The organism is Rhodospirillum rubrum ATCC 11170 (assembly GCF_000013085.1).
Classification (GTDB): Bacteria; Pseudomonadota; Alphaproteobacteria; order Rhodospirillales; family Rhodospirillaceae; genus Rhodospirillum; species Rhodospirillum rubrum.
Genome location: NC_007643.1, coordinates 3,456,611 through 3,480,124 on the forward strand (window position 1 = coordinate 3,456,611; position 23,514 = coordinate 3,480,124).

A 23,514-nucleotide genomic window follows, 5' to 3' on the forward strand; every position below is an offset into this window, starting at 1 on the left:
GGCGCCACCGGCGGCGGCGCCTTTGTCACAAGGTGTGGGAGCGCGCGGGGCGTCAGGGCAGCGACGGGGCCGGCACCTCACCCGAGCGCAGGCTCTTGGGCAGGGCGAGCATCGTTTTCCATTTGCCAAAAGCGGTGATCAGGATGATCAGGCCGAGCACCATCATGATGGCCGAGATGCCGGCGTTGATCGGGTTGTAGCCGCGGGCCTGGGTGTTCAGATAAACGTTGGCGATCATCCAGTAGCCGGCGTAATTCACCGTGACGAACAGGTAGGCCAGCGGGATCAGGCAGGTCAGCATGTAGATGCGCTTGGCGGCGACCCGCAGGATGATCGTGGCGCCGATGATCAGGCCGATCGAGGCCATCAGCTGGTTCGACACTCCAAACAGCGCCCAGACCGAGTTGATATCGCCCGAGGTCAGCAGGTAGCCCCACAGCGCGCAGGCGGCGACGCTGGCGCCGATCGAACCGGGGATCCAGTCCAGGCGCTTGAGCGGGGCGTAAAGATCGCCACCCAGGTCCTGGATCAGGTAGCGGGCGACCCGGGTACCCGAGTCGACGGCGGTCAGGATGAACACCGCCTCGAACATGATGACGAACTGGAAGAAGTAGGACGACAGCGTGGCGAACCAGGGCAGCTTGGTGAAGATGAAGGTCATGCCGACGGCCAGGGTGACGGCGCCGCCGGTGCGGCCGGCCAGATCCATGCCGATCTCCTGGCTGAGGTGCGGCAGGTCGACGACCTCCATGCCCAGGCTGGCGAAGGCGGCGGGGCTGGCGTTGATGGCGAAGTAATCGGCGGGGTGCAGGGCGGTGGCGGCGACCAGGGCCAGCACGGCGACCATGCATTCGGCGAGCATGGCGCCAAAGGCGACGGGGCGGATGTCGCTCCACTTATCGACCAGCTTGGGCGTGGTGCCCGAGCCGATGAAGGCGTGGAACCCCGAGATGGCGCCGCAGGCGATGGTGATCGAGATGAAGGGCCACACCGGGCCGGCCAGGACCGGACCACCGCCGTGGATGAAATCGGTCAGGGCGGGGAACTGGATGGTCGGGTTGATGATGACGACGCCGACGACCAGGGCGCCGAAGACGCCGATCTTCATGAAGCTCGACAGATAGCCGCGCGGCGTCAGCAGCAGCCACACCGGCAGGGCGCTGGCGAAGAAGGCGTAGATCGGCAGGGCGAGGGCGACGGAGTCGACGCGCAGCGTCAGCCAATCGCCAAGCAGCGTGCCCTGGATATAGGGACCGGCCAGAACCGCGACCATGATGGCGATGATGCCAACCCAGGTGGCGCCCTTGTGGTTGCCGGTGAAGCGTTCGTACAGACCCACGGCGATGGCGATGGGAATGGTCATGAACACGGCGAAGGTTCCCCAGGGGTTCCGTTCCAGCGCGTGAACGACCACCATCGACAGGCCGGCCATGGTGATGGTGATGATGAACAGCATCGCCAGACCGGTGCACCACCCCGCCACCGGGCCCAATTCGGCCTTGGCGACATTGGAGAGCGACTTGCCGTTGTGCTTCATCGAGGCGAAGAGCACGACCGTGTCGTGAACGGCGCCGCCGACGACGCAGCCGACGAGCAACCACAGGAAACCGGGAAGGTAGCCGAACTGGGCGGCCAGAACCGGACCGACCAGCGGACCGGCGGCGGCGATGGCGGCGAAATGCTGACCGGCGTTGACCCACTTTTTCGTGGGTACGTAATTCTTGCCGTCCTCGAACGTATGCGAGGGGGTTACGACTGAATCATCGGCACGCAGTACCTTCCGCACAAAGAACACGCCATAGAAGCGGTAACAAAGCGCGAGGATACACAGTGTCGAGATCACGAACGTTAGGGCGTTGTCCATGGCGTCTCTCTCCGTGAGAAATTACGAGAGGGACGCTACTCTTCCCGCCACGCGGCGGGAGAGGCTTCCAGGTGAGCGGCGCCATAGCGCGGCGAGCGGTGCCAGAGGGCGGGCGAGCGGCGAAACCGCGATGCCCTTGCGATCAAGACCACATGAAAAACAAGGCGACTCACCCCCGGCCATGGCTTGGGCGCTCCCACGGCGAACAGCCGGGACGCTTGGAGGAACCATGGGGAGGGGGGCGTGCGTCATGGGCATCACCGATCAACGGAACCGTTCCGGCCGGATCGAAAGGGCGGCCTAGGGCCAGCCCGGCGCATCGGCGAACGGACGTGAGGGGCCCGGGGGCCCGTAAGGGTGACCGCGTCCGCCGGAGCGCGTTCCGTGGGCCTTTTTTTACCGGCCCGCTTCGCAAGCGATCACATACAACTGATATATTTGCTATCTGAAAAGCCGGTTTAACTCAACGGAAGAATAATACCAACGGATGAGGTTACTTGCCTGAAAACACTCTTTGAACGCGCACTATTCGTCCTAAAGGGTGTCTCTGATACCTAATACCCGTAGTTTTATTAGCCGTTTTTGCCGATTTCTGAAGAAAACGACCAAACCCAGCTATTCCGGCGACAAACGCAAAGGACCTTTGTTTGATTCGCCATGTCCGACTTCCGGCGGGCGGACGACGACCCGCCTCGCGGGTGACGCTGCCCCGCTGACCGATTAAACTGTGGGGCCCGCTCCGCCGTCCCGGCCCCGCTTGTTCCTGAAAGGACCGCCATGACCGACGCCCTGGTGCTGATCGATATCCAGAACGACTTCTGTCCCGGTGGTGCCCTGGCCGTTCCCGAAGGCGATCGGGTGGTGGCGGTGGCCAACCGGCTGGCGCCGATGTTCGGCACGGTGATCCTCAGCCAGGATTGGCACCCGGCCGATCACCGCTCGTTTGTCACCGCCCATCCCGGCAAGGCCGCCTTCGAGTCCGTGACCATGGACTACGGCCCCCAGGTCTTGTGGCCGCCCCATTGCGTGGCCGGAACCCGGGGCGCGGCCTTTGTCGACGGCCTGGATCTCGGCCCGGCCCATGTTATCGTGCGCAAGGGCACCAACCGCGACACCGACAGCTATTCGGCCTTCCAGGAAAACGACAAGCGCACCAGCACCGGTCTGGCCGGGCTGTTGCGCGAACGCGGCATCGAGCGGATCTTCCTGGCCGGATTGGCGACGGACTTCTGCGTCTGTTACAGCGCCCTGGACGCCCGCGCCCTGGGCTTCGAGGTCTGTCTGGTCGAAGACGGCTGCCGGGCCATCGATCTTGACGGATCGCTGGACCTTGCCCGGGCGAAGATGGCGGCGGCCGGGGTGAAGATCGTCACCAGCCCCTGATCGCCGCCTCGGTCGGGCGCCCCGGCGCGCCTTGCCACCCCCCGCCGGCGCCGCTATGCTGGCCAAAAGCCGGGGCAAAGGCTGCACGGCTCACGAAATCCCCATTATTTCCAGTATTTTGAAGGACCGGACGGGTGTCGGGTGTGACCTATAAGACCGATCAGGCCTATGACCAGCTTGAACGGATGATCGCTTTTCAGGAGTTGAAACCCGGCACCATGGTTTCCGAATCGACCCTGATGGAGCTTACCGGCTTTGGTCGCACGCCGATCCGCGAGGCGCTTCAGCGCCTAGCCTGGGAGCGCATGGTCGAGATCCATCCCCGGCGCGGCGCCTTCATTCCCCATATCTTCGTCGAGGTCCAACTGAAGATCCTCGAGGTCCGTCGCGGGGTCGAGGAACTGGCCGTGCGCCTTGCCGCCCAGCGCGCCGATGCCCTGCAAAAGGCCGATATGGGCCGACTGGCCGGCGAGATGGACAAGGTGATCGGCGGCAATGATCTGGTGACCTATGGCGATCTGCTGCGGCGGATCAACGAGGCCATCGTCATGGCGGCGCGCAACGACTATCTGCTGCTGGCGATGGCGCCGCTGCAGGGCCTGTCCCGGCGCTTCTGGTTCGCCAATGTCGGCGACCAACAGGGCGAACTGGCCAAGGCCGCCCGCCTGCATTGCGCCGTCCTTGAGCACATCTGCCTGGGCGAGGCCGAGGCCGCCGCCCAGGCCTCGCTGGCGCTCAACGACTATCTGACGGATTTCGCCTATCGCACCATCCGCCGCGCCTAAGGCAAATCGTCGTCGCGCTCGCGATCAGAGGGCGACACGGAGGGGGGCGCGGCGGATGGGCGCCCGTCAGGCGGCGCGGAACTGGTTGTTCTTGCGGGCGATCAGCCGGGCCAGACGGGCGATGCCCTCGTTGATGACGGCTTCCGAGGGCAGCGAGAAGTTCAGGCGCAAGGTATTGGCGCCGCTGCCATCGAAGAAAAAGGCGCCGCCGGGAACGAAGGCCACCCGCTCGTCGCGCAGCGACTCCGCCAACAACTCGGCGCCATCGATATTCGCCGGCAGGGTCACCCAAACGAACATCCCGCCTTCGGGCGCCGTCCAACTCACGCCTTCGGGCATGAATTTGGCCAGGGCGGCAAGCAGGGCGTCGCGGCGGGCGGCATAGACGCCAATGATTTTTTTGACCTGCTCGTCATAGATCGCCTCGGCCAGCCGATGCATGACCATCTGATTGATCGTGGCGCTGTGCAAATCGGCGGCCTGCTTGGTCAGCACCACCTTTTGCACCAGATCGCGGGCCGCGCAGATCCAGCCCACGCGCAGGCCCGGGGCGATGGTCTTGGAGAACGAGCCGCAATAAATCACCCGGCTGTGGTCGATATCGCCGACGCGGGCGATATCAAGGGCCAGACACGAGGCGATATCGGCCCCGGCATAGCGCAACGCGGCATAGGCGGCGTCCTCGACCAACGGCACCCCCAGGGCGCTGACATGCTCAAGCAGGCGCAGGCGATCCTCGCGGCTCAGCGTTTCCCCGGTCGGATTGGCGAAATCGGGAACCACATAGGCCAAGGCCGGACGACCGCCGGCCGCCAGCGCCGCCTCGCGGCATTGGGCGGGCGTCGGAGCGCCCTCGCCAAAGGCCAGATCGGCATAGCGCGGTTCATAGGGGTTGAAGGCCTGAAGCGCCCCCAGATAGGTCGGGCGGGTGACATAGGCGCTATCGCCGGGTGAAATCAGCAGCTTGCCAAGATAATCAAGCCCCTGCTGCGACCCCGAGGTGATGACGATGTTCTCCTCGTCGCAGACCACGCCACGGCTGGCCATATGGGCGACGATCCAGCGACGCAGGGGCACATAGCCCTCGCTGATCGAATATTGCAGGGACAGCGGGCCGACGCCGGGTTCGCCAAGCACCGCGCCATAGGCCTCGCGCGCCGCCTCGGTGGGAAACAGCGTCGGATCGGGAATACCGCCGGCAAAGGACAAGACATCCGGCTGATCAAGAAGCTTCAGAAGCTCGCGGATCTCCGAGGCCCGCATCGCCCCCGCCCGGTGGGCGTAGGCGCCCTTCCAGTCCATCACCTTATAACCCTCCACAAACAGGCGGCCACAAGGATGGGCCCGCCTTCAGAAAACCGGGGCGTACCGATGCCGGGGCTCGGCGCACGCTCTTTAGAAAGGTGTCCCAGCGTCAAACCGCCGTCAATTCGAATAGTGCCCTAGGACGCCTCATATGACCCCGGCGGCGACAGGATCTTACCCGTAAGGCGACCGTCACGACACTGTCATCCTCGCTTTGGCACGCATGCCTCATATTCTTGCCAAGCAACCGATCGAGCCGATACGGCCCCCACCCCCTTCAGGAGATCGTTCCCATGACCGGCCCAAGCGTCCCTCTCACCCGTCGACGGATCTTGCATCTCGCGCGCGTCCTCGGATTGGGGGGGCTGGGATTGGGCGGGCTGATCGCTCCGGCGATCGGAACCGCCCGCGCCGCACCGCCGTCGCCGGGGAAATGGGTCTGCACCAACGCCGATTGCGACCCTTACATCTATGATCCGGCCCTGGGCGACCCGGTCAATCTGGCCGATCCCCATCACCCCCTGCCCCCCGGTCTGGCCTTCGAAGACCTGCCCGCGGGGTGGCTTTGCCCCAATTGCGGATCGCCCAAAAGCTTCTTCCGCCCCAGCAAGCGTTAGGCGCGCCCCGACGCGAACGGCGAAAGGGGCGCCCCTGCGGGAGCGCCCCTTTCCTGGTGTCGGGAGTCTTTAGCCCCCGGTCAGACGCCGATGAAGCCGCCGGCCTTGCGGGTGATGGCGACGACCGAGGGCCGGGGCGGCAGATCGGGCTTGAAATCGGGCCAGCGGGTGACCGGATTCTCATAGGTGGCCTTGGCCTCGTCGCCCGGATGCTGGACGGCGACGAAGAAGGTGGTGTTATCGGGGGTGAAGCAGGGTCCGCACATCTCGGCCCCGCGCGGCGCGCTGTAGAAGTGACGGGTGACCGCCCGCCCCGGACCTTCCACATCGGCCGCCCAGATGCCATCGGCGATCCCGGCCTTGGGCGCGCCATCGGTCGAGATCCAGATCCGCCCCTGGTTGTCGAAGGCCATGTTGTCGGGGCACGACAGCCAGCCGCTTTCGCTAACACCGCCGGCGCCATAGCGGGCACCATCCTTGGGATTGGCCGGATTGCCCGCCAGCAGGAAGATATCCCAGGTGTACTCGCTGGCGGCATGGTCGCGCTTGCCGCGCTCGCCCGGCGGGATCATTTCGATCACATGACCATGACCATTGCCGGCGCGGGGATTGGCGGCATCGATCCGATCATCCTTGCGCTTGGTGTTGTTGGTCAGGTTCATGAACACCGTGCCGGTCACCGGATTGGGCTCGACATCCTCGGGGCGGTCCATCGGCGTCGCCCCCAGCAGATCGGCGGCCCGGCGGGCTTCGATCAGAACATCGGCCTGGCTGTTAAAGCCGTTGGCGGCGGTCAACGGCCCCTGGCCATGAACCAGCGGGATCCAGCGCAGGGCGCCATCGGCGCTGAACTTGCCAACGAACAACACCCCGTCATCGAGAAGATCGGCATTGGCCGCCGGATTGGCGGGATCGACCTTGCCGGTGGTGATGAACTTATAAACGTACTCGAAGGCCTCATCGTCGCCGCAATAGACCGCCAAGCGGCCGTCGGCATTGAGGATGGTCGTCGCCGCCTCGTGCTTGAAGCGTCCCAGGGCGGTGCGCTTCTTGGGCACCGAGGCCGGATCATAGGGATCGAATTCGACCATCCAGCCGAAGCGATTGGCTTCGTTGAGCTCCTTGGACACATCGAAGCGATCGTGAAAGCGGGCCCAGTCATAGGCCGGCTTGTCGGTGATGCCCATGCGCTTGTAATTGGCCGATTCGGCAGTGGCCGCGCCGGTGCCGCGGAAATACTGGTGGACGTTTTCCTCGGCGATCAACACCGTGCCCCAGGGCGTGGTGCCGCCGGCGCAGTTGTTGAGCGTGCCGATCACCCGGGTTCCCGTCGGATCGGCCTTGGTCTTCAGGCGGTCATGACCGGCGGCCGGACCGGTGACCAGGAAGGGCGTCGCCAGGGCGGTCAAGCGGCGGTTATAGGGGCTGTCCTCGACCACCGACCACCGCTCGCCCTCGCGCTTGATCTCGATGACGCTGTGACCATGGGCGGCCAGTTCGACATCGATCATCTCGTTGGTCTGCTTGTCCTGATCCTCGGGGCCGATGCCCGGGAACATCAACTGGCGGTCGGTGTATTCGTGATTGACCGCCAAAAGCCCATGATCGGAGCTTTGCGAGCCGCGCGGCAGGGGGAAGTAGCCGACATAGTCGTTGTTATAGCCGAATTGGGCCGATTGGGCGGCGGCGGTCAGGGCCTGGGGAGCGAAGGCCGGGGCGCCGGGCAGAACCTTGTCGCCCCAGCGGATCAGCACCTGGGCCTGATAGCCTTCGGCCACATGGTGATCTTCGTCATAGCCGTGGGGCAGTTCCTTGAAGGTCAGCGACGATCCGCCCGTAGGGGTGGCGGCGCGGGCCGAGCGGGGCGACAGGGCGCCGACGGCGCCGGTTCCGGCCAGCATCGCCAGGGTGGCGGCGGCCGAGAGGCCCTTCAAGGCGGCGCGGCGGCCGAAACGGGCGGCGACCAGATCGTCGATCGACGGCTCGGTCGAGGGATTGACCCCAAGGTTCTCGCGGGCATCGCTCGCCGCGACACCGCGCGCCGCCATCATCGTATCAAAACGCGCGCCCGAGGTCGGATTGACGCCGATGTTTTCGCGGTCATCGGCGGCGCGAACGGATAACGGTACGTCGTGGTCGTCCATGATCACTCTCCCGGAGATTCGAGGCCTAAGGGTCCGGCGGGAGAATAGAAAGCCGGGGTCTGTTTTTCCCGTTAAAGTTTCAGGTCATTTTCCACCGGGACGATTAGCCGCGGCGCGGGAATTTCACCCTTGCGGCGCATCCATTCCCCCCGTTCGCCCGTAGTATGGGGAGGGATGCGTTCCGCCTCGCCGACACATCCACCCTTTTGGCTGGAAGGATCACACGACCATGGCTTGCAGAGTTTTCGGAAAGCGGTCATCGACCGAAGAACCCGCTTACACGGTGATCGCCACCCTGGGCGACGGCGTGGAGATCCGCCATTACGGCCCCCGCGTCGCCGCCGAGGTGGCCGCGCGCCACAGTGGCGGCGCGGGCGAGCGGACCCACGCCTTCCGTTTGCTGTTTGCCTATATCACCGGCGCCAACACGGCGCGCCAAAACCTGCCGATGACCAAGCCCGTCGGGGTGGGCGCGGTGGGGGGCGCCTCGCAACGGCTGGCGATGACCATTCCGGTCGCAACGGGCGCCGGCGCCGCCTTGCAGTTCTTCCTGCCCGCCGGCCTCACCGCCCAAACCGCGCCGGTTCCCTCCGACCCCCGCGTCACCCTGCGCGACATCGCCGCCCAGGACATGGCGGTTCTGGGCTTTTCGGGGTTCCGCCATGGAATCGAGGTCGACCGGCGCAAGGCGCAGCTGCGCCAAAGCCTGACCGCCAGCGGCTGGACCGCCAGCGGCGAGGCGGTGGCCTATTTCTATGATCCGCCGTTCAGCCTGCCGTTCTTGCGCCGCAACGAGGTCGCCGTTCCCGTCGAACGGGGATAACTCAGAACGCCTCCCGGCGGCCAAACGCCCGGACCTCCAACCCCACCTCCTGACGGGCGAGATGGCAGGCGCGGCCGCCGGGGCTGAAGGATTGGCAGGCCTCGGGCCGATTGGCGTAAATCGCGCAAGACACCCTGTCGCCCAGGGTTCCCTGAAGGGCCACGCAGCGGTCGCCCTCACACAGCATGCGCGCGCCCTCGGCGGTGGTCAGCTCCGGGGGAATGCCCCCCTCGCCCAGGCGGTCGCTTGGCCGCAGCACCGGCCAAAACCGTGAAAACGCGCAGCACGCTCCGCAAAACCGGCAATCCAGCATTAAAAGGCCACTCTCACTGATCCCATGGACCAATCTTCCCTTAAAAAGGGAAGATGCGGCCCAAATTTCTCCTTTTGCGAAAGCCCATGCTGGCGGGTTTTGCCCGGCGATTCAAGGCGCGAAACCGCCGCTGCCGCCGGAACATGCTTCGGGGTACAACATTAATATGTGGAATTGCCAACATATTGTGTTGCATGTCACACACGCGATCGGACAAAATGCCCTCTCGACAGGACAAAGGCGCGATCCTCGCGTTTTTGTTCCATGCCTTAGAAACGCGGCGCCGCGGCTCGTCCGCCGCCCGCGACGGCCGCAAAGCGGGAATGGGAAAGCCATGAAACAGATCCTGGCGCTCAATGCCTTCGACATGAGCGACGCCCCCACCCTGAGCGACAGCGCTCAACGGTTGCTGGCCAAGCGCAAGGCCCTGTTCGGCGCCGCATCGGTGTTGTTCTACGATAAGCCGCTGGAACTGGTGCGGGCCGAGGGCTGCTGGCTTTTTGACGAGGCCGGCGAGCGCTATCTCGATGTTTACAACAACGTGCCCTCGGTCGGGCATTGCCACCCCCATGTGGTGGCGGCGGTCGCCGACCAGTTGGCCAAGATCAACACCCATACCCGCTATCTGAACGAGGCCATCCATCGCTACGCCGAGCGGCTGGTCGCCACGCTGCCGCCCAGCCTGTCGAATATCACCTTCACCTGCACCGGCAGCGAGAGCAACGATCTGGCCCTGCGTCTGGCCAGCCACTACAGCGGCGGCCGGGGGGTGATCGTCACCGAGACCGCCTATCACGGCAATACGGCGGCGGTGACCGAGGTTTCGCCCAGTTCGGCCCGCGATCACGCCCTCGCCCCCCATGTCCGCGTGGTCCGCGCCCCCGATTCCTACCGCGTCGCCCCCGAGGCCCTGGCCGCCCGCTTCGCCGGCGATGTCGCCGCCGCTATCGCCGATCTGGCCGATCACGGCATCACATTGTCGGCGCTGCTCGTCGATTCGATCTTTTCCAGCGATGGCGTCTACGCCGATCCCGCCGGTTTCCTGGCCGAGGCCGTCGCCGTCGTCCACCGCCACGGCGGCCTGTTCATCGCCGATGAGGTTCAGCCCGGCTTCGGGCGCACCGGCAGCGCCCTGTGGGGGTTCCAGCGCCATGGCGTCACGCCCGATATCGTCACCATGGGCAAGCCGATGGGCAATGGCCTGCCAATGGGCGGGGTGGCGACCCGGCCCGAGATCCTCGACGCCTTCTGCGCCGAGGTCGGCTATTTCAACACCTTCGGCGGCTCTCCGGCCGCCGGCGCCGCCGGTTCGGCCGTCCTTGACGTCATCGAGGGCGAGGGGCTGATGGCCAATGCCGAGGCCGTCGGCGCTTACCTGCGCGAGAGCCTGGGCGCCCTGGCCAAACGCTTCCCGGTGATCGGCGATGTGCGCGGCGCCGGTTTGTTCGACGCCGTCGAACTGGTCAGCGATCCCGAGGCCAAAACCCCCAGCCCCGAACTGGCCAGCGCCATCATCAACGGCCTGCGCCAGCGTCATGTGCTGATCGGCGCCGCCGGTCCCTTCGGCAATATCCTGAAAGTCCGCCCGCCGCTGTGCTTCACCCGCGATCAGGTCGATATCCTGGGCGCGGCGCTCGAAGAGGTATTGACCGAGATCGCGCCCTGAGCCCGGCCGCTCAGGGAACGATGACCTCGACCCCGGCGCGCTCGAGGATCAACCGCAGAGCGCCTTCGGGCCGCTGATCGGTGACCAAGCGGCTGATCACCGGCCAGCGGCAATAGACCGAAATCGCCGCCCGATCGAATTTGGTGTGATCGGCGACGACGGTGACATCGGTCGCCCGCAAGGCCATGGCGCGATAGGTGGCGGCGGCGTCGATATCGGCGTCATTGGGGCCGTCCTCGGTCAGACCGGTGGCCCCCAAAATGGCGTGATTGGCATAGATCTTGCCGATGTAATCGATGGTCTCGGCCCCCGAGACGCAGCCCTCCTGGCCGTTGTAGCGGCCGGGACACAAGAACACCTCGACGGTGGGATTGGGGGCGAGCACGGTGGCGACGGCGAAGGAATCGGTGAACACCTTCAGATCGCGCTTCTCGGCGGCCAGCCGGCGGGCGACATGGGTGGTGGTGGCGCCGCCGCCGATGATCAGCACATCGCCATGGCTGATGGTGCGGGCGGCGGCGGCGGCGATGATCTCGCGTTCGCTGACCAGCATCTGATGGCGCTCGCGGATGGTCGGCTCGGGGCCAAAGGGGCGGACCGCCCCGCCATAGGTGCGGTTGATCAGGCCGCGCGCCTCCAACTCGTCGAGATCGCGGCGGATGGTCTCGGTCGACACGCCCAGGGTGGTCGCCAGCTCCGATACCCGCAGGGTCGGTCCCGCCCGCAGCTCGGCCACGATCCGCTCCTGGCGCCCGGCCTTCGACAGCTTGCCCGACCCCGCCGGGGAGGCGCCGTTATCGCTCATCATCCACTCCTTTACGCCTCAAAATGTTGATCTTCCTACAATAATAGAGGCAACTCGGTCACGGAAATTCGCTATTCTGTGGGAAGTCCACTCTTCTGGAGCCCCCGCTGATGTCCGACGCCCCGCAGCCCGCGTGGAAGACCGCCTTTTGCTCGTTCTATTACCAGGATGCGCCCCCGCCTGACGATCCGCTTCTCGAAGCCGGCAAGCTCGCCCTGCTGGTCATCGATATGCAAAACGTCTATGTCAGCCGCCCCGATCGGGCCAGCCTCGATGACGCCGGAAAGCGCGCTTACGACGCCTGGACGCCCTTTCACCAGCGCATGGGGGAGACGGTCATTCCGACCATCGCCCGCCTGCAGGCGGCCTTTCGCGCTGGCGGCCATCCGGTGCTCTTCGCCCGCATCGCCTGCCAGACCACCGATGGCCGCGACCGGTCGCTCAGCCAGAAACTGCCCGGCTGGAACAATCTGCTGCTACCCAAGGACGCCCCGGCCTCGCAGATCCTGGCCGAGCTCAGCCCGCTGGGCGACGAGATCGTCGTGACCAAAACCACCGACAGCGCCCTGACGGGCACCAATCTGCGGCTGATCCTGACCAACCTCGGGGTGACCCAGGTGGTCTGCTGCGGCATCTTCACCGATCAATGCGTGTCGTCGACCGTGCGCAGCTTGGCCGATGAAAGCGTTTCGGTGATCGTTGTCGAAGATGGCTGCGCCGCCGCCACCGACGCCCTGCACCGCCAGGAACTGGCGATCATCAACCGCATCTATTGCGCGGTGATGACCGCCGACGATGTCCTGGGCTATCTGCCGTAACCACGGACGGAAGGGCGCGCCCGGTCAGGCGCGCCGCTTCTGGACAAGGCGCATCACCAAGCCGCCCAGGATCAGGGCGCCGGCGGCGGCCAGGGTGCTCATGGTGCCCAGGGTCGGCACCATCGGCGTATAGCCGGCGACCATCTTGTTATAAAGCCATTCGGGCACGGTGGCGTCCGCCCCCGCCGTATAGAGCGACAGCGGGAAATTGCCCCACGACAGCAAGAAGGCGAACAACATGCCCGACCAGATGCCCGGCCACAGGATCGGCAAGGTGATCTCGGTCAGCACCTGCCAGCGGTTGGCCCCCAGGTCGAAGGCGGCATCCTCGACGGTCGGATCGAAGCCATAGACCTGGATGGCGATCACCAGGGTGACCACCGGGGTGATCCACACCAGATGGGCCAGCACCGCCGTATGCCATGACAGCGGCACGCCGATGGCGTTGAACCACAACAGCAGGGCCAGACCCAGCACCGGCTGGGGAAAGAAGATCGGCAAAAGCACCGCCTTTTGGAACAAACGCCGCCCCGACCAGTCATAGCGGGCGAAGGCCATGGCGCCGAAAAAGGCCAGAACGACGCTGATCGCCGTTACCACCGCCGCCAGCATCAGCGAGGTATTGACCAGCATGCCGATTTCGATCGACGCGGTGGTTTTCTGCCACCATTCCCCCGACCACTGGCGGATCGGAAACAGGAAGTAGCGCGATTTCGACAGCGAAGCCAAGGCGCTGCACACCACCGGCAGATACAAGACCACCAGCACGAACAGCGTCCAGCCCCAGAGCAGCCCGCGATTGCGGCGGTCGGTTTGATTGATATCCATGGCCGGAATCCTCACTTGCGCCCAAGAATGCGGTCGAGATCGAGCTTGGACAGGGCAAACAGCGTCAAGCCGCCGATGATCAGGGTCAGCAGCACCGCCAAAGCCGAGCCGAGCGGCCAGTTCTGGGAATAGGTGAAGGCGATTTCGATATCGTGGGTGATGACGATCAACGATTGCCCACCCATGATCTTCGATTCGGCCACGGCGCCGACCGCCAGCACGAAGGTCAACAGCGTGCCGATCAGAATGCCCGGCATCGCCAAGGGCAATTCCACCTCCCACCACGCCTGCAGCCGGCTCGCCCCGAGATCGCGCGCGGCGTCGACCACGTCGCGCGGCAGCAACGACAGGCCAAGCACGGTGGGAAACAGCATGAAGGGCAGATAGGTGTAGACCATGCCAAACAGCGTGGCCGCCGGGGTATACAGCACCTCGGGCCCCGAACCGCCCAGCAGCCGCAAGGTGCCGTCAAGCACACCGTTCTTGATGAAGAACAGCACCCAGCCATAGAGCCGGACGTTCTCCGAGATAAACAGCGGGAAGACGAACAGAATGCTGATCACCGGCGCCCAGCGCCCGAAAACCCGCACCAGACCCAGGGCGATCGGATAGGTGATAACGCCAAGCAAGGCGACCGTCACCCCCGCCAGCCCCAGCGACCAGGCGAACGACATCCACACCGTATTGGCCGGATCGAAGATCTCGCGGTAATTGGCCAGGGTGAAGCTGGAAAAGGCGGCGAAGCTGCGGGGCTCGGCAAAGGAAAAGGCGATCACGGCGACCAGCGGGGCGACGAAGCCGAGCAGCAGCAGGGTCAGAACCGGCAACGAGCAGCGCCCGCCAGCCGTCAGCACAGGGGGTTTGGACCGCGCCTCCATCGCCCTTACTCCGCCACGAAGGCGGCATCGGCCGCGTTCCAGCCGATCAGCACCTCGCCGCCATCGCCCGGCGGGCAGAGCGCGCCACGCGGCTGTTCCATCAAGATCACCCGCTTGCCGACCTGAACCTGATACTGCACCCGCGAACCCAGGGAATACTCGTTGCAGATGCGGCCGCGCAGCGTGTTCTCGGGGGGATGCTGGGCCTCGACGAACTGAACGAATTCGGGGCGCAGCACAATGAAGCCTTCCAGGGCCTCGCCGTGGCCGGCCACCTTGTATTTGTCGGGCAACTCGGCGATGGCGAAGCCGCCATAGCCATCGGAGCGCACCGGCAGCACATTGGTCTCGCCCATGAACTCGCCGACGAAGCGGTTGGTCGGGCGCATGTAGATTTCCTCGGGGGTGCCGACCTGAACCAGCTTGCCGGCCTGCATCACGCCGATGCGGTCGGACATCACCATCGCCTCTTCCAGGCTGTGGGTGATGTAAATGAAGGTCTTGCCGCTTTGGCGGTGCAGATCCTTCAACTCCTTCTCCAGGGTCTTGCGCAGCTTGTAATCGATGGCCGACAGCGGCTCGTCGAAGAGCAGGATTTCCGGGTCATAGGCGAAGGCCCGGGCCAGGGCGACGCGTTGGCGCTCGCCGCCCGAACACTTCATGACGTTCTTGGCGTAATAGGACTCGGGTAGGCGCACCATGCGCATCAGCTCTTCGGCCCGCTCGCGCCGCGCCTCGGCGCCGACCTTGCGCATTTTCAGCGGGAATTCGATGTTTTGCCCGACGGATTTATGGGGAAACAGCGCCAAAGACTGGAAAACCAGACAAGTCGGGCGCTTGTTGGGCGGCAGGCTGGAAATGCTGACGCCGCGCAGCACGATATCGCCCGCCGTCGGCCGATCCATGCCCGCCAGCATGCGCAACAGCGTGGTCTTGCCCGAGCCCGAGGGGCCGACGATGGTGAAGAACTCGCCCTCGCGCACCGTCAGATCGATGGTATCGACGGCGTTCAGTCCGTCGAAGGTTTTGCGGACCCGCGACAGATGAAGCAGGGCGGCGGTCTTGCGGGGGGTGGGTATCGCAACGGCGGGGGAAGACATCGGCGGGCACTCCGCAAGCGGGCCAGAGACGTGAAGAAAAGAGCACGGCGCGGCGGGACGGGTGGGGCCGTCCCGCCGCGCGGGATCAGCCGCGAACCCGTTTGGCCGCGGTCATCAGATCGAGCGCCTTGTCGTAATCGGGCACGATGTCATAGGCGACCGAGCGGGCCATTTCCTCGGCCAGCGAGTCCCACTGAATGGCGTCAAGCTCGGCTTTGGAGAACAGCTTGAAGCAATCGGGATTGCCCATCTGGGCGATCGGATTGAAGGTGCCCTCGGCGAAGGCCACCGTATGGGCGACCTGGGGGGTCTGGACGTGCTTGAGGAACTGCCCGGCCAACGGCGAAAGCTGGGGATTATTGACCTGCGAGGTGATTTCAACCCACATCACGCCGCCCTTGCCATCGATCGGCCCGCGCAAGGGGGTGATGCCGCGCAGATTGCCTAAGCCCTCGGCCCGCGCCGGCGAGACCGTATAGGTGCCGCCCGACAGGTAAAGATCGATCTCGCCCGACACCAGCGCCTGATTCATGCTCGCCATGTCGCCAACCACCTTGGCGCCCTTGAACACGGCCTTGGCGGTTTCCTCGAATTTGGCCAGTTCGGCCTCGGTATGGGTCTTGAAGGGATTGATGCCGGCGATCAGGAACAGGCCGAAGACGTTCCAGTCATCGCTTTCCTGAATGCCGTAGCGCCCGGCCAGGGCCTTGTCGTTCCACAGATCCCAGCCCTGATCCTCGGCGGTCTGGCGGCTGATCTTGTCGGTATCGACGACAAAGCAGAACGGCCCGAAGCGCTGGGCCATGCCGAGCAGATCCTTGCCGTCGTCGCTCATCGCCCACCGATAGGGCGCCTTGAACTCGGGCAGCATCTTGTCGAAAAACGGCTCGAACTCGGCGCGGTCCAGCGGCTTGATCAGGTTCTGCGGCCACAGGATCTTGCGCGCCCAGGGATTGTTGACGTTGATCAGATCCCAAACATTGGTCTCGCCCGCCCGCAGGCGGTTGATCATCGTCGGGTCGTTGGTCGAGGACTCGGCCTTGACCGTGGCCCCGGTGAGCTTGCGGAAGGGGTCGAGGACCTGGGCCGAATTATAGCCCTCCCAACACAAGATATTGAGGTCCTTGTCGCGACCGGCGGCAAAGGCCTTGCGGCCCAGCGCCAGCGGGCCGCCCACGGCGAGCGCGCCGGCGCCCATGAGCTGAAGAACCGATCGGCGGGAAAGCTGTGTCATGCCCGGACTCCATGGGTGGGGTGGGAGGGTGTGGGGCTTCCAACAAGCGCGGCGTTATAGGGGTGGAAAGGACCGCGAACGCCGCGTCATATGTGGAACTTACATCACGATATCTGGACTTTACAACATGAAAGCCACAAAGCATGATGGAAGTCACAGAATTTTAGGGTGACTTGCCCCGTTGCCCGCGAACCCGGAGAGACTGGGATGGCCGCCGAATACGCCCCCGAGGTCGTTGCCGACCTGCAAGCCATGGTTCAGGGCGGCCTGCCCGCCTGGGGCCTGTCGCCCCACACCGAGGTGACGCTGCTCAATCTTTCGGAAAACGCCACCTTTCGGCTGCGCGACGAGGCGAGCGGCCGCGATCTGGTGATCCGCCTGCATCGGGTGGGCTATTCCTCGCCCGAGGAGATCCGTTCGGAACTGGCCTGGATCGAGGCCCTGCGCCGGGAGGAGGTTATCGAAACCGCGCCGCTGGTCGCCGGAACCGATGGTCAGCCGGTGCAGATCCTGCGCTCGCCCGCCGGGGGCCCGGCCCGTCACGCCGTCGCCTTCGAACGGGTGGCCGGCAAGGAGCCCGAACAGGGCGATGATCTGGTCGGCTGGTTTCGCGTTCTAGGCGGGGTGACGGCGCGCATGCATGCCCATGCCAAGCGCTGGCGCCGCCCCAAGGGATTCGTCCGCAAGGTCTGGACGTTCGACGCCATGGTCGGGCCGGCCGGCTATTGGGGCCCCTGGCGGGCCGGCCTTGGCCTGGACAAAGCCGGAACGGCGGTGATCGAACAGGCCCTGGCCAGGATCGAAGGGCGGGTCGCCCGCCTGGGCATGGGCCCCGAGCGCTTCGGCTTGGTTCATGCCGATCTGCGGCTGGCCAATCTGCTGGTCGAGGACGACCATCTGCGGGTGATCGATTTCGATGACTGCGGGCTAAGCTGGTACGTCTATGATTTCGCCGCCGCCATCAGCTTCATCGAACACGAGCCGATCGTGCCCGCCCTGCTTGACGCCTGGGTCGAGGGTTATCAGGCGGTGGCGCCGCTGTCGGCTGCGGAACTGGCCGAGATCCCGACCTTCATCGTTCTGCGCCGTATCTTGCTGACCGCCTGGCTGGCCTCCCACGCCGAAATCCCCTTCGCCCGCCAGATGGGCACGACGTTTACCCAGGGCACCGTGGCCCTGGCGGCGCGCTGGCTTGAGCAAACGGCCTAAAACCCCACACTCCCCGACCCCTCCCCTCTCCTTTTCCCCCTCTGTCAGGAGCCCTTGCCATGTTCACCTCTCTTCAAGGGCGCAGCGTGATCGTCACCGGCGCCAGCAAGGGCATCGGTCGCGGCCTCGCGCTGCGCTTCGCCGAGGTCGGCTGCGCCGTTTTGGTGGTGGCGCGCGGCCAGGACGCGGCCGAGGCGGTGGTTGGCGAAATCACCGCCGCCGGCGGCACCGCCCGGGCCTTCGCCGCCGATATCACCAAGGCCGCCGAGACCCGGGCGATGGCCGAGGCCGCCATCGCCGCCTTTGGCGGCATCGATATCCTTTGCGCCAATGCCGGCATCTTCCCCGCCGCCAAGCTGGGAACGATGACCGAGGCCGATTTCGACGGCGTCATCGACACCAACCTCAAGGGCACCTTCTTAACGGTGTCGGCCTGCCTGGAAGCCCTCAAGGCCAGCGAGGCCGGGCGCATCATCCTGACCTCGTCGATCACCGGCCCGGTCACCGGCTATCCCGGCTGGTCGCATTACGGCGCCAGCAAGGCCGGCCAATTGGGTTTCATGCGCACCGCCGCCATCGAACTGGCGCCCTGGGGCATCACGGTCAACGCCGTGATGCCGGGCAATATCTTCACCGAGGGGTTGGCCGATATGGGCGCCGATTACATCGCCAAGATGGAGGCCTCGGTGCCGATGCGCCGCCTGGGCACGGTCAGCGACATCGCCAATGCCGCCTTGTTCTTCGCCACCAAGGAAGCGGCTTACGTCACCGGCCAGGGCATGGTGATCGACGGCGGCCAGATCCTGCCCGAATCCCTGGCCGCGCTGGAAGAGATGTCGGCCCATCCCTAAAAACACGAGGGAAAATGACGGGGGCGGCGGACTATCGAGCCCGATAGCCGTTTTTACGCGAGGCCGCCCCCAACCCTTATCAGCACCTTGAAGAGAGTCTGTTTTTCGGATCGGTAAAATAAATAAAATAACAAAATTAGTTCAGAAAACTACAAAACACAATAATACCTCAACTTTAGATCAACGAAACCTTTCGACAAGCGAAGCTTTAACTAAACAGAGACCGCCTATAAATAACTTATCCTATTTTTGGAACGGCCCGTCTCGTTTTTCGTTTGACCCCCATGCTGAAAGATGCAGCGCCTAGGCGCTTATCCAGCATCTTTAAAAAATCAACGGAGAACTCTGATGAGCGACAACCGTAACACCTCCGGCCGTGGCTTCGCTTCGATGGACGAAGACAAGCAGCGCGACATCGCCAGCAAGGGTGGGCAGAGCGTTCCCAATGAGAAGCGCAGCTTCTCCAAAGACCACGAATTGGCGGCGGAAGCCGGCCGCAAGGGGGGACAGAACGTTCCCGACGAAAAGCGCAGCTTCTCCAAGGATCACGAGTTGGCGTCCCAGGCCGGTCAAAAGGGTGGCCAGAACTCGGGCGGCAATTTCGCCAATGATCCGGAACGGGCGGCCGAAGCGGGCCGCAAGGGCGGCGAGGCTTCTCATGGCTCGTCAAGCGGGCAGTCGTCGTCGGACCATCGCTAGAGCGACTCCCGAGCGTTTCGGACGATGGCGCGAGGGCGATTTGCTTCGCTCTCCCTATATTAGGGCGGCGGGCCTGAGTAAAATTTCAGGCACGCCGTTCTAAACCGCGCGTTCGTTGATCGCCCGCTCCTCTCATTAGAAGCCCGCTGAAAACTTGCCGGGGATTGGAATAAACACGGTCTTCCCTCTCTTCTGGGAACAAAGCAGCGGATTATCCGTTAGCAATCTTGCCGGGAAAAGGCGCGCCGCGCCACCCGGACTTTCAGGATCATCACGGAGACGTCCGATGGATACCCTCCACAAGACGGCCGCTCGAGGCTTCGCCTCGATGGATGAAGACAAGCAGCGCCATATCGCCCGTAAGGGCGGTCAAAGTGTTCCCAATGAGAAGCGCAGTTTCTCCCGCGATCACGCCTTGGCCGCCAGCGCCGGCCGCAAAGGCGGACAAAATGTCCCCGATGAAAAACGCAGCTTTTCCAAAGATCGCGATCTGGCCGTTCAGGCCGGACGCAAAGGAGGAAAAAGCTCCAGCATCAAGAATGTCGATTAAGAATTGTCATTTCTGATAAAGATAGGAAAGAATACTCTTTGTCGTCTTACTTCCTTTGGAAGGAGCGACCCTTATGAGACCGTCTCTTAAAATCTTCTCAACTCTTGCCCTTTGCCTTCTTCCCCTCGCCGGCGCCTCGGCGCAGGGCATGGGACCGGGGGGACAGGGAAACGCCATGATGATGGGGCCCGGACGGATCCTGGCCGCCGTGAACCTGCCAACCCTCAAAACCGATCTGGGGATCACCGCCGCCCAGGAACCCCAATGGGCGACCTATGAAAAGGCCTTCACCGCCCTGATCGACACCCAGGCCGACATGCAGGCCTCCACCCAGGATCTGGCGATGACCAAGGCCGAGCGGATGGATATGCGCAGCGCCCACTGGGATGCCACCGTCGACCTGCGGACCGATCTGCAAAAAGCCCGCGACGGGCTGGTCGGCGTGCTGTCGCCCGCCCAAATCACCATCCTCAACCAGAAGGCCCCCGCCCTGCCTTTGACCAACGGCCCGGCCCGCTAACGGTCTGGCGGCTTGCCACCGCTCCGCCGTACGATGGGGGTGAGAGAGCTGCCCGCCAAAGGGCTGATGCTAGGCAAGCCGGAGCGGGAGCGACGCGGCGCGCCACGTCGCCACGGTCATAAGGCCCAGGTTCCTTTTGGCGTGACAGGCGATGAGGACGGACCTATGACCGCCCATGCATGGACGCGATGCCAGGGAAAAGGGATAACCGGGGGACAAGGTATCGCGCGATACCGACCGATCCCCTTCTTCGTCACGGAAGCTCGCCCTCATCAATACCCCCGACACCCGAATCGCCGATCGCAAACGGGTTCACTTCCGCCTATGCAGTGACGCGATAGCGTCATACGGCACCACGTCCAACCACTTTATTTTTCGTCGTAGGGAAGATTCGATGGTGCAGCTAGGGACCATACACCTAATGTTTCATACTAGTGCCAATAGACCGACTGCATCGGAAGCCATACGTGACGCGAAAGTATCACACTAAAAGTATCACACTAAATGCGAGGCCAACCGAAGCCGGCCAAGGTGGACGAGCAACCTTCATCCCGCCCAGTTCAATCAGGCGCATGCGGGGTAATTACCAATCAACTGGCTTCGGCAACCTTTTTCTTAGCTCTCTACAACAGCAGTTTCGTCGATATCCAGAAAACCAGAGACGAACACCGCCTCTTCGGAAGTAGGGTGCGGATAGGCTTTGTATGTCAAATTTTTCATGAAAAAATTTATCTGAGGAGGAGACAATAAATATTCCAGAAATTCTTTGGCAGTTGGGTGCTCACCAACCCACATCTGGTGCATGACCTCCCCTTTAACAAATACGTCATCTTTCTTCACCCACCGCGAGATTTCCTTGTCGAAGAATTTTCTTATTGCAGAGAAGTCAGAAATGTAAACCCCCTCAATAGGGGGCCTCGAATATGTCAATGAATTTATGATAAGCGGCACTAATTTCAGCTCAGAAAGATCTTTATTGAAAACTGATTTTACAATATCAGGCCGCTCCCTAAGTCCCTTTTCGAGACGCTGAACTTGCTTTACTGTCTCCGTGATGAACTCCGCGTAGCGGAAAGCCTGAACAGCATGATTCCCAGAAATAGTCCTGTTTTTACATTCAATCAGAAATATGGTATCGTCAATTATCAGCAAGGCATCATATTCATATTGACTACCGTCAATGTTAAATTTTTTTGATTCGCATTGATAACCCTTATTTCTGAAAAATGATATGATTTTATTCTCAAAGCTCTTTCCTTTCCTGTTGAATCGAGTGGTCAGAGAAGCCAACCTCGAAAGAATTACGTTTGGAAGATTGCTCTCCTTCAATGCCTGTACGAGGATCGTGAACTTGTCACCTTGCGACCGAATCAGCGGAGAATCCCAGAGATCGCGACTATCCTTGCCAAAGGTCAGATGGCCAATCAAGGCTGGGATGCAAGATTTCGGAAGTTCGAATTCTCTAAAATGCTGCTCCAGTTCCGGCTTCTCAAACGTTAACCAACAAGAATCATCTGGCTTAGACATCGCCATAAACTTGAGTGACGAATAACCTCGCACCCACTCTCGCATGGTTAGGCCATGGTATCGCTCGTTGTCTTCAACAATGTCGTAAGAGAGGATTTCCTGAAGAGCTTCCAGAGCGAGTGCTTCATCTATCGAAATAAAACGCCTAACTAAAAGATTGGGTACTTTCTCGCCTTCAGCCATGACGATACCGCATAGATTATCTCTAGATGAAAAAAAAGCAGACTGAAGCAGGAACGCGTGAAGCCGGCGATTGGCAATGAGATCGAATACCTCTCTTTCTGTAACCCCGCGATTAAAAACACTTCCATCTTTGAACTTTTTAAAAAAAGCTTCATGGCTTCTCTCTGGAGAAATTCCAATATCGTCAAAGCTTGAGATTTCACCACCAAACAATAATGTACGGTTAGCAATATCCTCAAGCGCACTCCATGAACTGGCTAACAATTGAATAGGTCCAGATTTATAAATGTGCTCATCTGTTATCTCTGGCTTCTGAGGGCCGACCACCTTTTCATTCACGTATAAATTATACTCATAGGAAAGCATTTTTAAAGACAGACTTAAATTTTCGATGACACAGTGAAACGCAGAATCGGCATCGATCTTTTCGCCCGATGGCCCCTCGATTATAATCACCTGTGGAATCAGGACAGGCGCCCGGGATTTAAAAAATTCCTCGCCTATAGAATCTAATTTTTTCTGCAAATATTGGAGCTCCTGCGTTGCGCGTTCGATATGGCTCCAGAATTGGACATCTTCCGGGTATTTAGAGATATCGCATTCCGGCAAGGATGCCCGAATTTGATCAAAGCATCGCTCGATCTTCATAATCTTACTGTGAAGGCCCAAGGCGAATGCTTGCGCGTCAGCATGACGGTAAATAAGCGCAGGCGCAGTCAATAATTTTTTATAAAAATCGTCTCTCTTGCTGCGATCTCCGAGAATTTGAAAGGCCCCTGGGCGGCTTAACTGAATATCAATCGCTTTTTTAATGTCTTCTGTACTTAGAAACTCTAAATTTGCGACAGCTTTAGAAATATCGTAATGCTTTATTGCGTCTAAAAAACTCTGATACCTTTTATTGGTGCCGCCACTCATAAACATATCCTTATTAAAATTTAGAATTACCAAGCCTTGTATGACAGATCACCTAGATTGACCTGCATTGGAATGTTTCCCAGATGAAGTACCGCACTCCATGAGGTGCTACACCCATGATCCTATATTGGAGTCAACATGCGCGGCTCCACGGCCGACGCTCCGGGGCCGAGTACGGTCAGCGCTCTGCCGAAGGAAGCTCGGCTACGCGTGCGAAGCTCCCAACTCCCCCTTGTGCGAATTCCCTCCGACCTGCCCCCGGACAAACTTCGAGACAGTCAACCGGCGTGATGCGACCCTTTGTCTGCAACCTCTGCATGAGTATGAGGGAAAGCAGCCATGGGCCGCAACAGCAACCACGACTAAGAGAATCGTGACAACCGATCTAACCATCTCAATCAAAACAACAATGCCTAATAGCATTCGCGCGGGGAGGAGAACCGCCCGGATGACCGGGGATCAGGACCACGAGGAGTGAGGCATCGTATGGCCTC

At 62.3% G+C, this 23,514-nt stretch carries 22 protein-coding genes; 12 read left to right on the plus strand and 10 right to left on the minus strand.

Annotated features, from left to right (window positions below; all coding sequences use genetic code 11):
* Nucleotides 1-52: 52 nt before the first annotated feature.
* Entirely contained in the window at nucleotides 53-1,864 is a 1,812-nt protein-coding gene (locus tag RRU_RS15495; protein ID WP_011390749.1) for a carbon starvation CstA family protein, read from the minus strand.
* 777 nt (nucleotides 1,865-2,641) lie between these two features.
* Here RRU_RS15495 and pncA point away from each other — a divergent pair.
* Nucleotides 2,642-3,247, plus strand: a complete 606-nt coding sequence (pncA, locus tag RRU_RS15500) for a bifunctional nicotinamidase/pyrazinamidase (protein WP_011390750.1) — start codon at nucleotides 2,642-2,644, stop codon at nucleotides 3,245-3,247.
* A 134-nt stretch (nucleotides 3,248-3,381) separates the two neighbouring features.
* Nucleotides 3,382-4,032, plus strand: a complete 651-nt coding sequence (locus RRU_RS15505) for a GntR family transcriptional regulator (RefSeq protein WP_011390751.1) — start codon at nucleotides 3,382-3,384, stop codon at nucleotides 4,030-4,032.
* Nucleotides 4,033-4,098: 66 nt separating this feature from the next.
* On the opposite strand, the gene RRU_RS15510 is transcribed toward RRU_RS15505, so the two are convergent.
* Nucleotides 4,099-5,334 carry a PLP-dependent aminotransferase family protein gene (locus RRU_RS15510; protein WP_011390752.1) on the minus strand — a complete coding sequence of 412 codons (1,236 nt, stop codon included), beginning with the start codon at nucleotides 5,332-5,334 and terminating at the stop codon, nucleotides 4,099-4,101.
* A 296-nt stretch (nucleotides 5,335-5,630) separates the two neighbouring features.
* Between RRU_RS15510 and RRU_RS15515 the strand changes: the two genes are divergently transcribed.
* Complete coding sequence (locus RRU_RS15515; RefSeq protein WP_011390753.1) at nucleotides 5,631-5,954, plus strand: rubredoxin; 324 nt, start codon at nucleotides 5,631-5,633, stop codon at nucleotides 5,952-5,954.
* An 80-nt stretch (nucleotides 5,955-6,034) separates the two neighbouring features.
* Here the strand turns inward: RRU_RS15515 and RRU_RS15520 are convergent, their stop codons facing one another.
* A complete protein-coding gene (locus RRU_RS15520; protein WP_011390754.1) occupies nucleotides 6,035-8,098 on the minus strand; it encodes a PhoX family protein in 2,064 nt (687 codons plus the stop codon).
* A 229-nt stretch (nucleotides 8,099-8,327) separates the two neighbouring features.
* Here RRU_RS15520 and RRU_RS15525 point away from each other — a divergent pair, with 229 nt between their 5' ends.
* Complete coding sequence (locus tag RRU_RS15525; RefSeq protein WP_011390755.1) at nucleotides 8,328-8,921, plus strand: SOUL family heme-binding protein; 594 nt, start codon at nucleotides 8,328-8,330, stop codon at nucleotides 8,919-8,921.
* A gap of 1 nt (nucleotide 8,922) precedes the next feature.
* Here the strand turns inward: RRU_RS15525 and RRU_RS15530 are convergent, their stop codons facing one another.
* Nucleotides 8,923-9,234: a YkgJ family cysteine cluster protein gene (locus RRU_RS15530; protein WP_011390756.1), complete on the minus strand. Its 312-nt coding sequence runs from the start codon at nucleotides 9,232-9,234 to the stop codon at nucleotides 8,923-8,925.
* Between the two features lie 334 nt (nucleotides 9,235-9,568).
* Here RRU_RS15530 and RRU_RS15535 point away from each other — a divergent pair, with 334 nt between their 5' ends.
* Nucleotides 9,569-10,900, plus strand: coding sequence for an aspartate aminotransferase family protein (locus tag RRU_RS15535; RefSeq protein ID WP_011390757.1), 1,332 nt, complete (start codon nucleotides 9,569-9,571; stop codon nucleotides 10,898-10,900).
* Nucleotides 10,901-10,910: 10 nt separating this feature from the next.
* Here RRU_RS15535 and RRU_RS15540 read toward each other — a convergent pair whose 3' ends face one another.
* Nucleotides 10,911-11,705 (minus strand): DeoR/GlpR family DNA-binding transcription regulator, encoded by a 795-nt coding sequence (locus RRU_RS15540; protein ID WP_011390758.1) that lies wholly within the window; start codon nucleotides 11,703-11,705, stop codon nucleotides 10,911-10,913.
* A gap of 110 nt (nucleotides 11,706-11,815) precedes the next feature.
* On the opposite strand from RRU_RS15540, the gene RRU_RS15545 reads away from it, so the two are divergent.
* Complete coding sequence (locus RRU_RS15545; protein WP_011390759.1) at nucleotides 11,816-12,523, plus strand: cysteine hydrolase family protein; 708 nt, start codon at nucleotides 11,816-11,818, stop codon at nucleotides 12,521-12,523.
* Between the two features lie 24 nt (nucleotides 12,524-12,547).
* Here the strand turns inward: RRU_RS15545 and RRU_RS15550 are convergent, their stop codons facing one another.
* From RRU_RS15550 to RRU_RS15565, 4 genes are all read right to left on the minus strand, one after another.
* Complete coding sequence (locus RRU_RS15550) at nucleotides 12,548-13,351, minus strand: ABC transporter permease (protein WP_011390760.1); 804 nt, start codon at nucleotides 13,349-13,351, stop codon at nucleotides 12,548-12,550.
* 11 nt (nucleotides 13,352-13,362) lie between these two features.
* A complete protein-coding gene (locus RRU_RS15555; protein ID WP_011390761.1) occupies nucleotides 13,363-14,229 on the minus strand; it encodes an ABC transporter permease in 867 nt (288 codons plus the stop codon).
* 5 nt (nucleotides 14,230-14,234) lie between these two features.
* Nucleotides 14,235-15,329, minus strand: a complete 1,095-nt coding sequence (locus tag RRU_RS15560) for an ABC transporter ATP-binding protein (RefSeq protein WP_011390762.1) — start codon at nucleotides 15,327-15,329, stop codon at nucleotides 14,235-14,237.
* Between the two features lie 85 nt (nucleotides 15,330-15,414).
* A complete protein-coding gene (locus RRU_RS15565) occupies nucleotides 15,415-16,563 on the minus strand; it encodes an ABC transporter substrate-binding protein (protein ID WP_011390763.1) in 1,149 nt (382 codons plus the stop codon).
* A gap of 207 nt (nucleotides 16,564-16,770) precedes the next feature.
* Here RRU_RS15565 and RRU_RS15570 point away from each other — a divergent pair, with 207 nt between their 5' ends.
* The 6 genes from RRU_RS15570 (at nucleotide 16,771) to RRU_RS20240 (ending at nucleotide 20,725) form a co-directional block, all read left to right on the plus strand.
* Nucleotides 16,771-17,772 carry a phosphotransferase enzyme family protein gene (locus tag RRU_RS15570; RefSeq protein ID WP_011390764.1) on the plus strand — a complete coding sequence of 334 codons (1,002 nt, stop codon included), beginning with the start codon at nucleotides 16,771-16,773 and terminating at the stop codon, nucleotides 17,770-17,772.
* A 59-nt stretch (nucleotides 17,773-17,831) separates the two neighbouring features.
* Nucleotides 17,832-18,623: a 3-oxoacyl-ACP reductase FabG gene (gene fabG / locus RRU_RS15575; RefSeq protein ID WP_011390765.1), complete on the plus strand. Its 792-nt coding sequence runs from the start codon at nucleotides 17,832-17,834 to the stop codon at nucleotides 18,621-18,623.
* Nucleotides 18,624-18,971: 348 nt separating this feature from the next.
* A complete protein-coding gene (locus tag RRU_RS15580) occupies nucleotides 18,972-19,322 on the plus strand; it encodes a general stress protein (RefSeq protein WP_011390766.1) in 351 nt (116 codons plus the stop codon).
* A 286-nt stretch (nucleotides 19,323-19,608) separates the two neighbouring features.
* Nucleotides 19,609-19,872, plus strand: coding sequence for a KGG domain-containing protein (locus tag RRU_RS15585; protein WP_011390767.1), 264 nt, complete (start codon nucleotides 19,609-19,611; stop codon nucleotides 19,870-19,872).
* A gap of 175 nt (nucleotides 19,873-20,047) precedes the next feature.
* A complete protein-coding gene (locus RRU_RS15590) occupies nucleotides 20,048-20,392 on the plus strand; it encodes a Spy/CpxP family protein refolding chaperone (protein ID WP_014626493.1) in 345 nt (114 codons plus the stop codon).
* 66 nt (nucleotides 20,393-20,458) lie between these two features.
* Nucleotides 20,459-20,725, plus strand: coding sequence for a lasso peptide biosynthesis protein (locus RRU_RS20240; RefSeq protein ID WP_158308125.1), 267 nt, complete (start codon nucleotides 20,459-20,461; stop codon nucleotides 20,723-20,725).
* Nucleotides 20,726-21,007: 282 nt separating this feature from the next.
* Here the strand turns inward: RRU_RS20240 and RRU_RS15600 are convergent, their stop codons facing one another.
* Nucleotides 21,008-23,020, minus strand: a complete 2,013-nt coding sequence (locus tag RRU_RS15600; RefSeq protein ID WP_162470627.1) for an NERD domain-containing protein — start codon at nucleotides 23,018-23,020, stop codon at nucleotides 21,008-21,010.
* Nucleotides 23,021-23,514: the final 494 nt, after the last annotated feature.

Bases quoted from the DNA above. Each gene is read 5' to 3' on its own strand.
- RRU_RS15495 (WP_011390749.1), bottom strand. From the start codon at position 1,864: ATGGACAACGCCCTAACGTTCGTGATCTCGACACTGTGTATCCTCGCG.
- pncA (WP_011390750.1), top strand. From the start codon at position 2,642: ATGACCGACGCCCTGGTGCTGATCGATATCCAGAACGACTTCTGTCCC.
- RRU_RS15510 (WP_011390752.1), bottom strand. From the start codon at position 5,334: ATGGACTGGAAGGGCGCCTACGCCCACCGGGCGGGGGCGATGCGGGCC.
- RRU_RS15515 (WP_011390753.1), top strand. From the start codon at position 5,631: ATGACCGGCCCAAGCGTCCCTCTCACCCGTCGACGGATCTTGCATCTC.
- RRU_RS15520 (WP_011390754.1), bottom strand. From the start codon at position 8,098: ATGGACGACCACGACGTACCGTTATCCGTTCGCGCCGCCGATGACCGC.
- RRU_RS15525 (WP_011390755.1), top strand. From the start codon at position 8,328: ATGGCTTGCAGAGTTTTCGGAAAGCGGTCATCGACCGAAGAACCCGCT.
- RRU_RS15530 (WP_011390756.1), bottom strand. From the start codon at position 9,234: ATGCTGGATTGCCGGTTTTGCGGAGCGTGCTGCGCGTTTTCACGGTTT.
- RRU_RS15535 (WP_011390757.1), top strand. From the start codon at position 9,569: ATGAAACAGATCCTGGCGCTCAATGCCTTCGACATGAGCGACGCCCCC.
- RRU_RS15540 (WP_011390758.1), bottom strand. From the start codon at position 11,705: ATGAGCGATAACGGCGCCTCCCCGGCGGGGTCGGGCAAGCTGTCGAAG.
- RRU_RS15545 (WP_011390759.1), top strand. From the start codon at position 11,816: ATGTCCGACGCCCCGCAGCCCGCGTGGAAGACCGCCTTTTGCTCGTTC.
- RRU_RS15550 (WP_011390760.1), bottom strand. From the start codon at position 13,351: ATGGATATCAATCAAACCGACCGCCGCAATCGCGGGCTGCTCTGGGGC.
- RRU_RS15555 (WP_011390761.1), bottom strand. From the start codon at position 14,229: ATGGAGGCGCGGTCCAAACCCCCTGTGCTGACGGCTGGCGGGCGCTGC.
- RRU_RS15560 (WP_011390762.1), bottom strand. From the start codon at position 15,329: ATGTCTTCCCCCGCCGTTGCGATACCCACCCCCCGCAAGACCGCCGCC.
- RRU_RS15565 (WP_011390763.1), bottom strand. From the start codon at position 16,563: ATGACACAGCTTTCCCGCCGATCGGTTCTTCAGCTCATGGGCGCCGGC.
- RRU_RS15570 (WP_011390764.1), top strand. From the start codon at position 16,771: ATGGCCGCCGAATACGCCCCCGAGGTCGTTGCCGACCTGCAAGCCATG.
- fabG (WP_011390765.1), top strand. From the start codon at position 17,832: ATGTTCACCTCTCTTCAAGGGCGCAGCGTGATCGTCACCGGCGCCAGC.
- RRU_RS15580 (WP_011390766.1), top strand. From the start codon at position 18,972: ATGAGCGACAACCGTAACACCTCCGGCCGTGGCTTCGCTTCGATGGAC.
- RRU_RS15585 (WP_011390767.1), top strand. From the start codon at position 19,609: ATGGATACCCTCCACAAGACGGCCGCTCGAGGCTTCGCCTCGATGGAT.
- RRU_RS15590 (WP_014626493.1), top strand. From the start codon at position 20,048: ATGATGATGGGGCCCGGACGGATCCTGGCCGCCGTGAACCTGCCAACC.
- RRU_RS20240 (WP_158308125.1), top strand. From the start codon at position 20,459: ATGCTAGGCAAGCCGGAGCGGGAGCGACGCGGCGCGCCACGTCGCCAC.
- RRU_RS15600 (WP_162470627.1), bottom strand. From the start codon at position 23,020: ATGAGTGGCGGCACCAATAAAAGGTATCAGAGTTTTTTAGACGCAATA.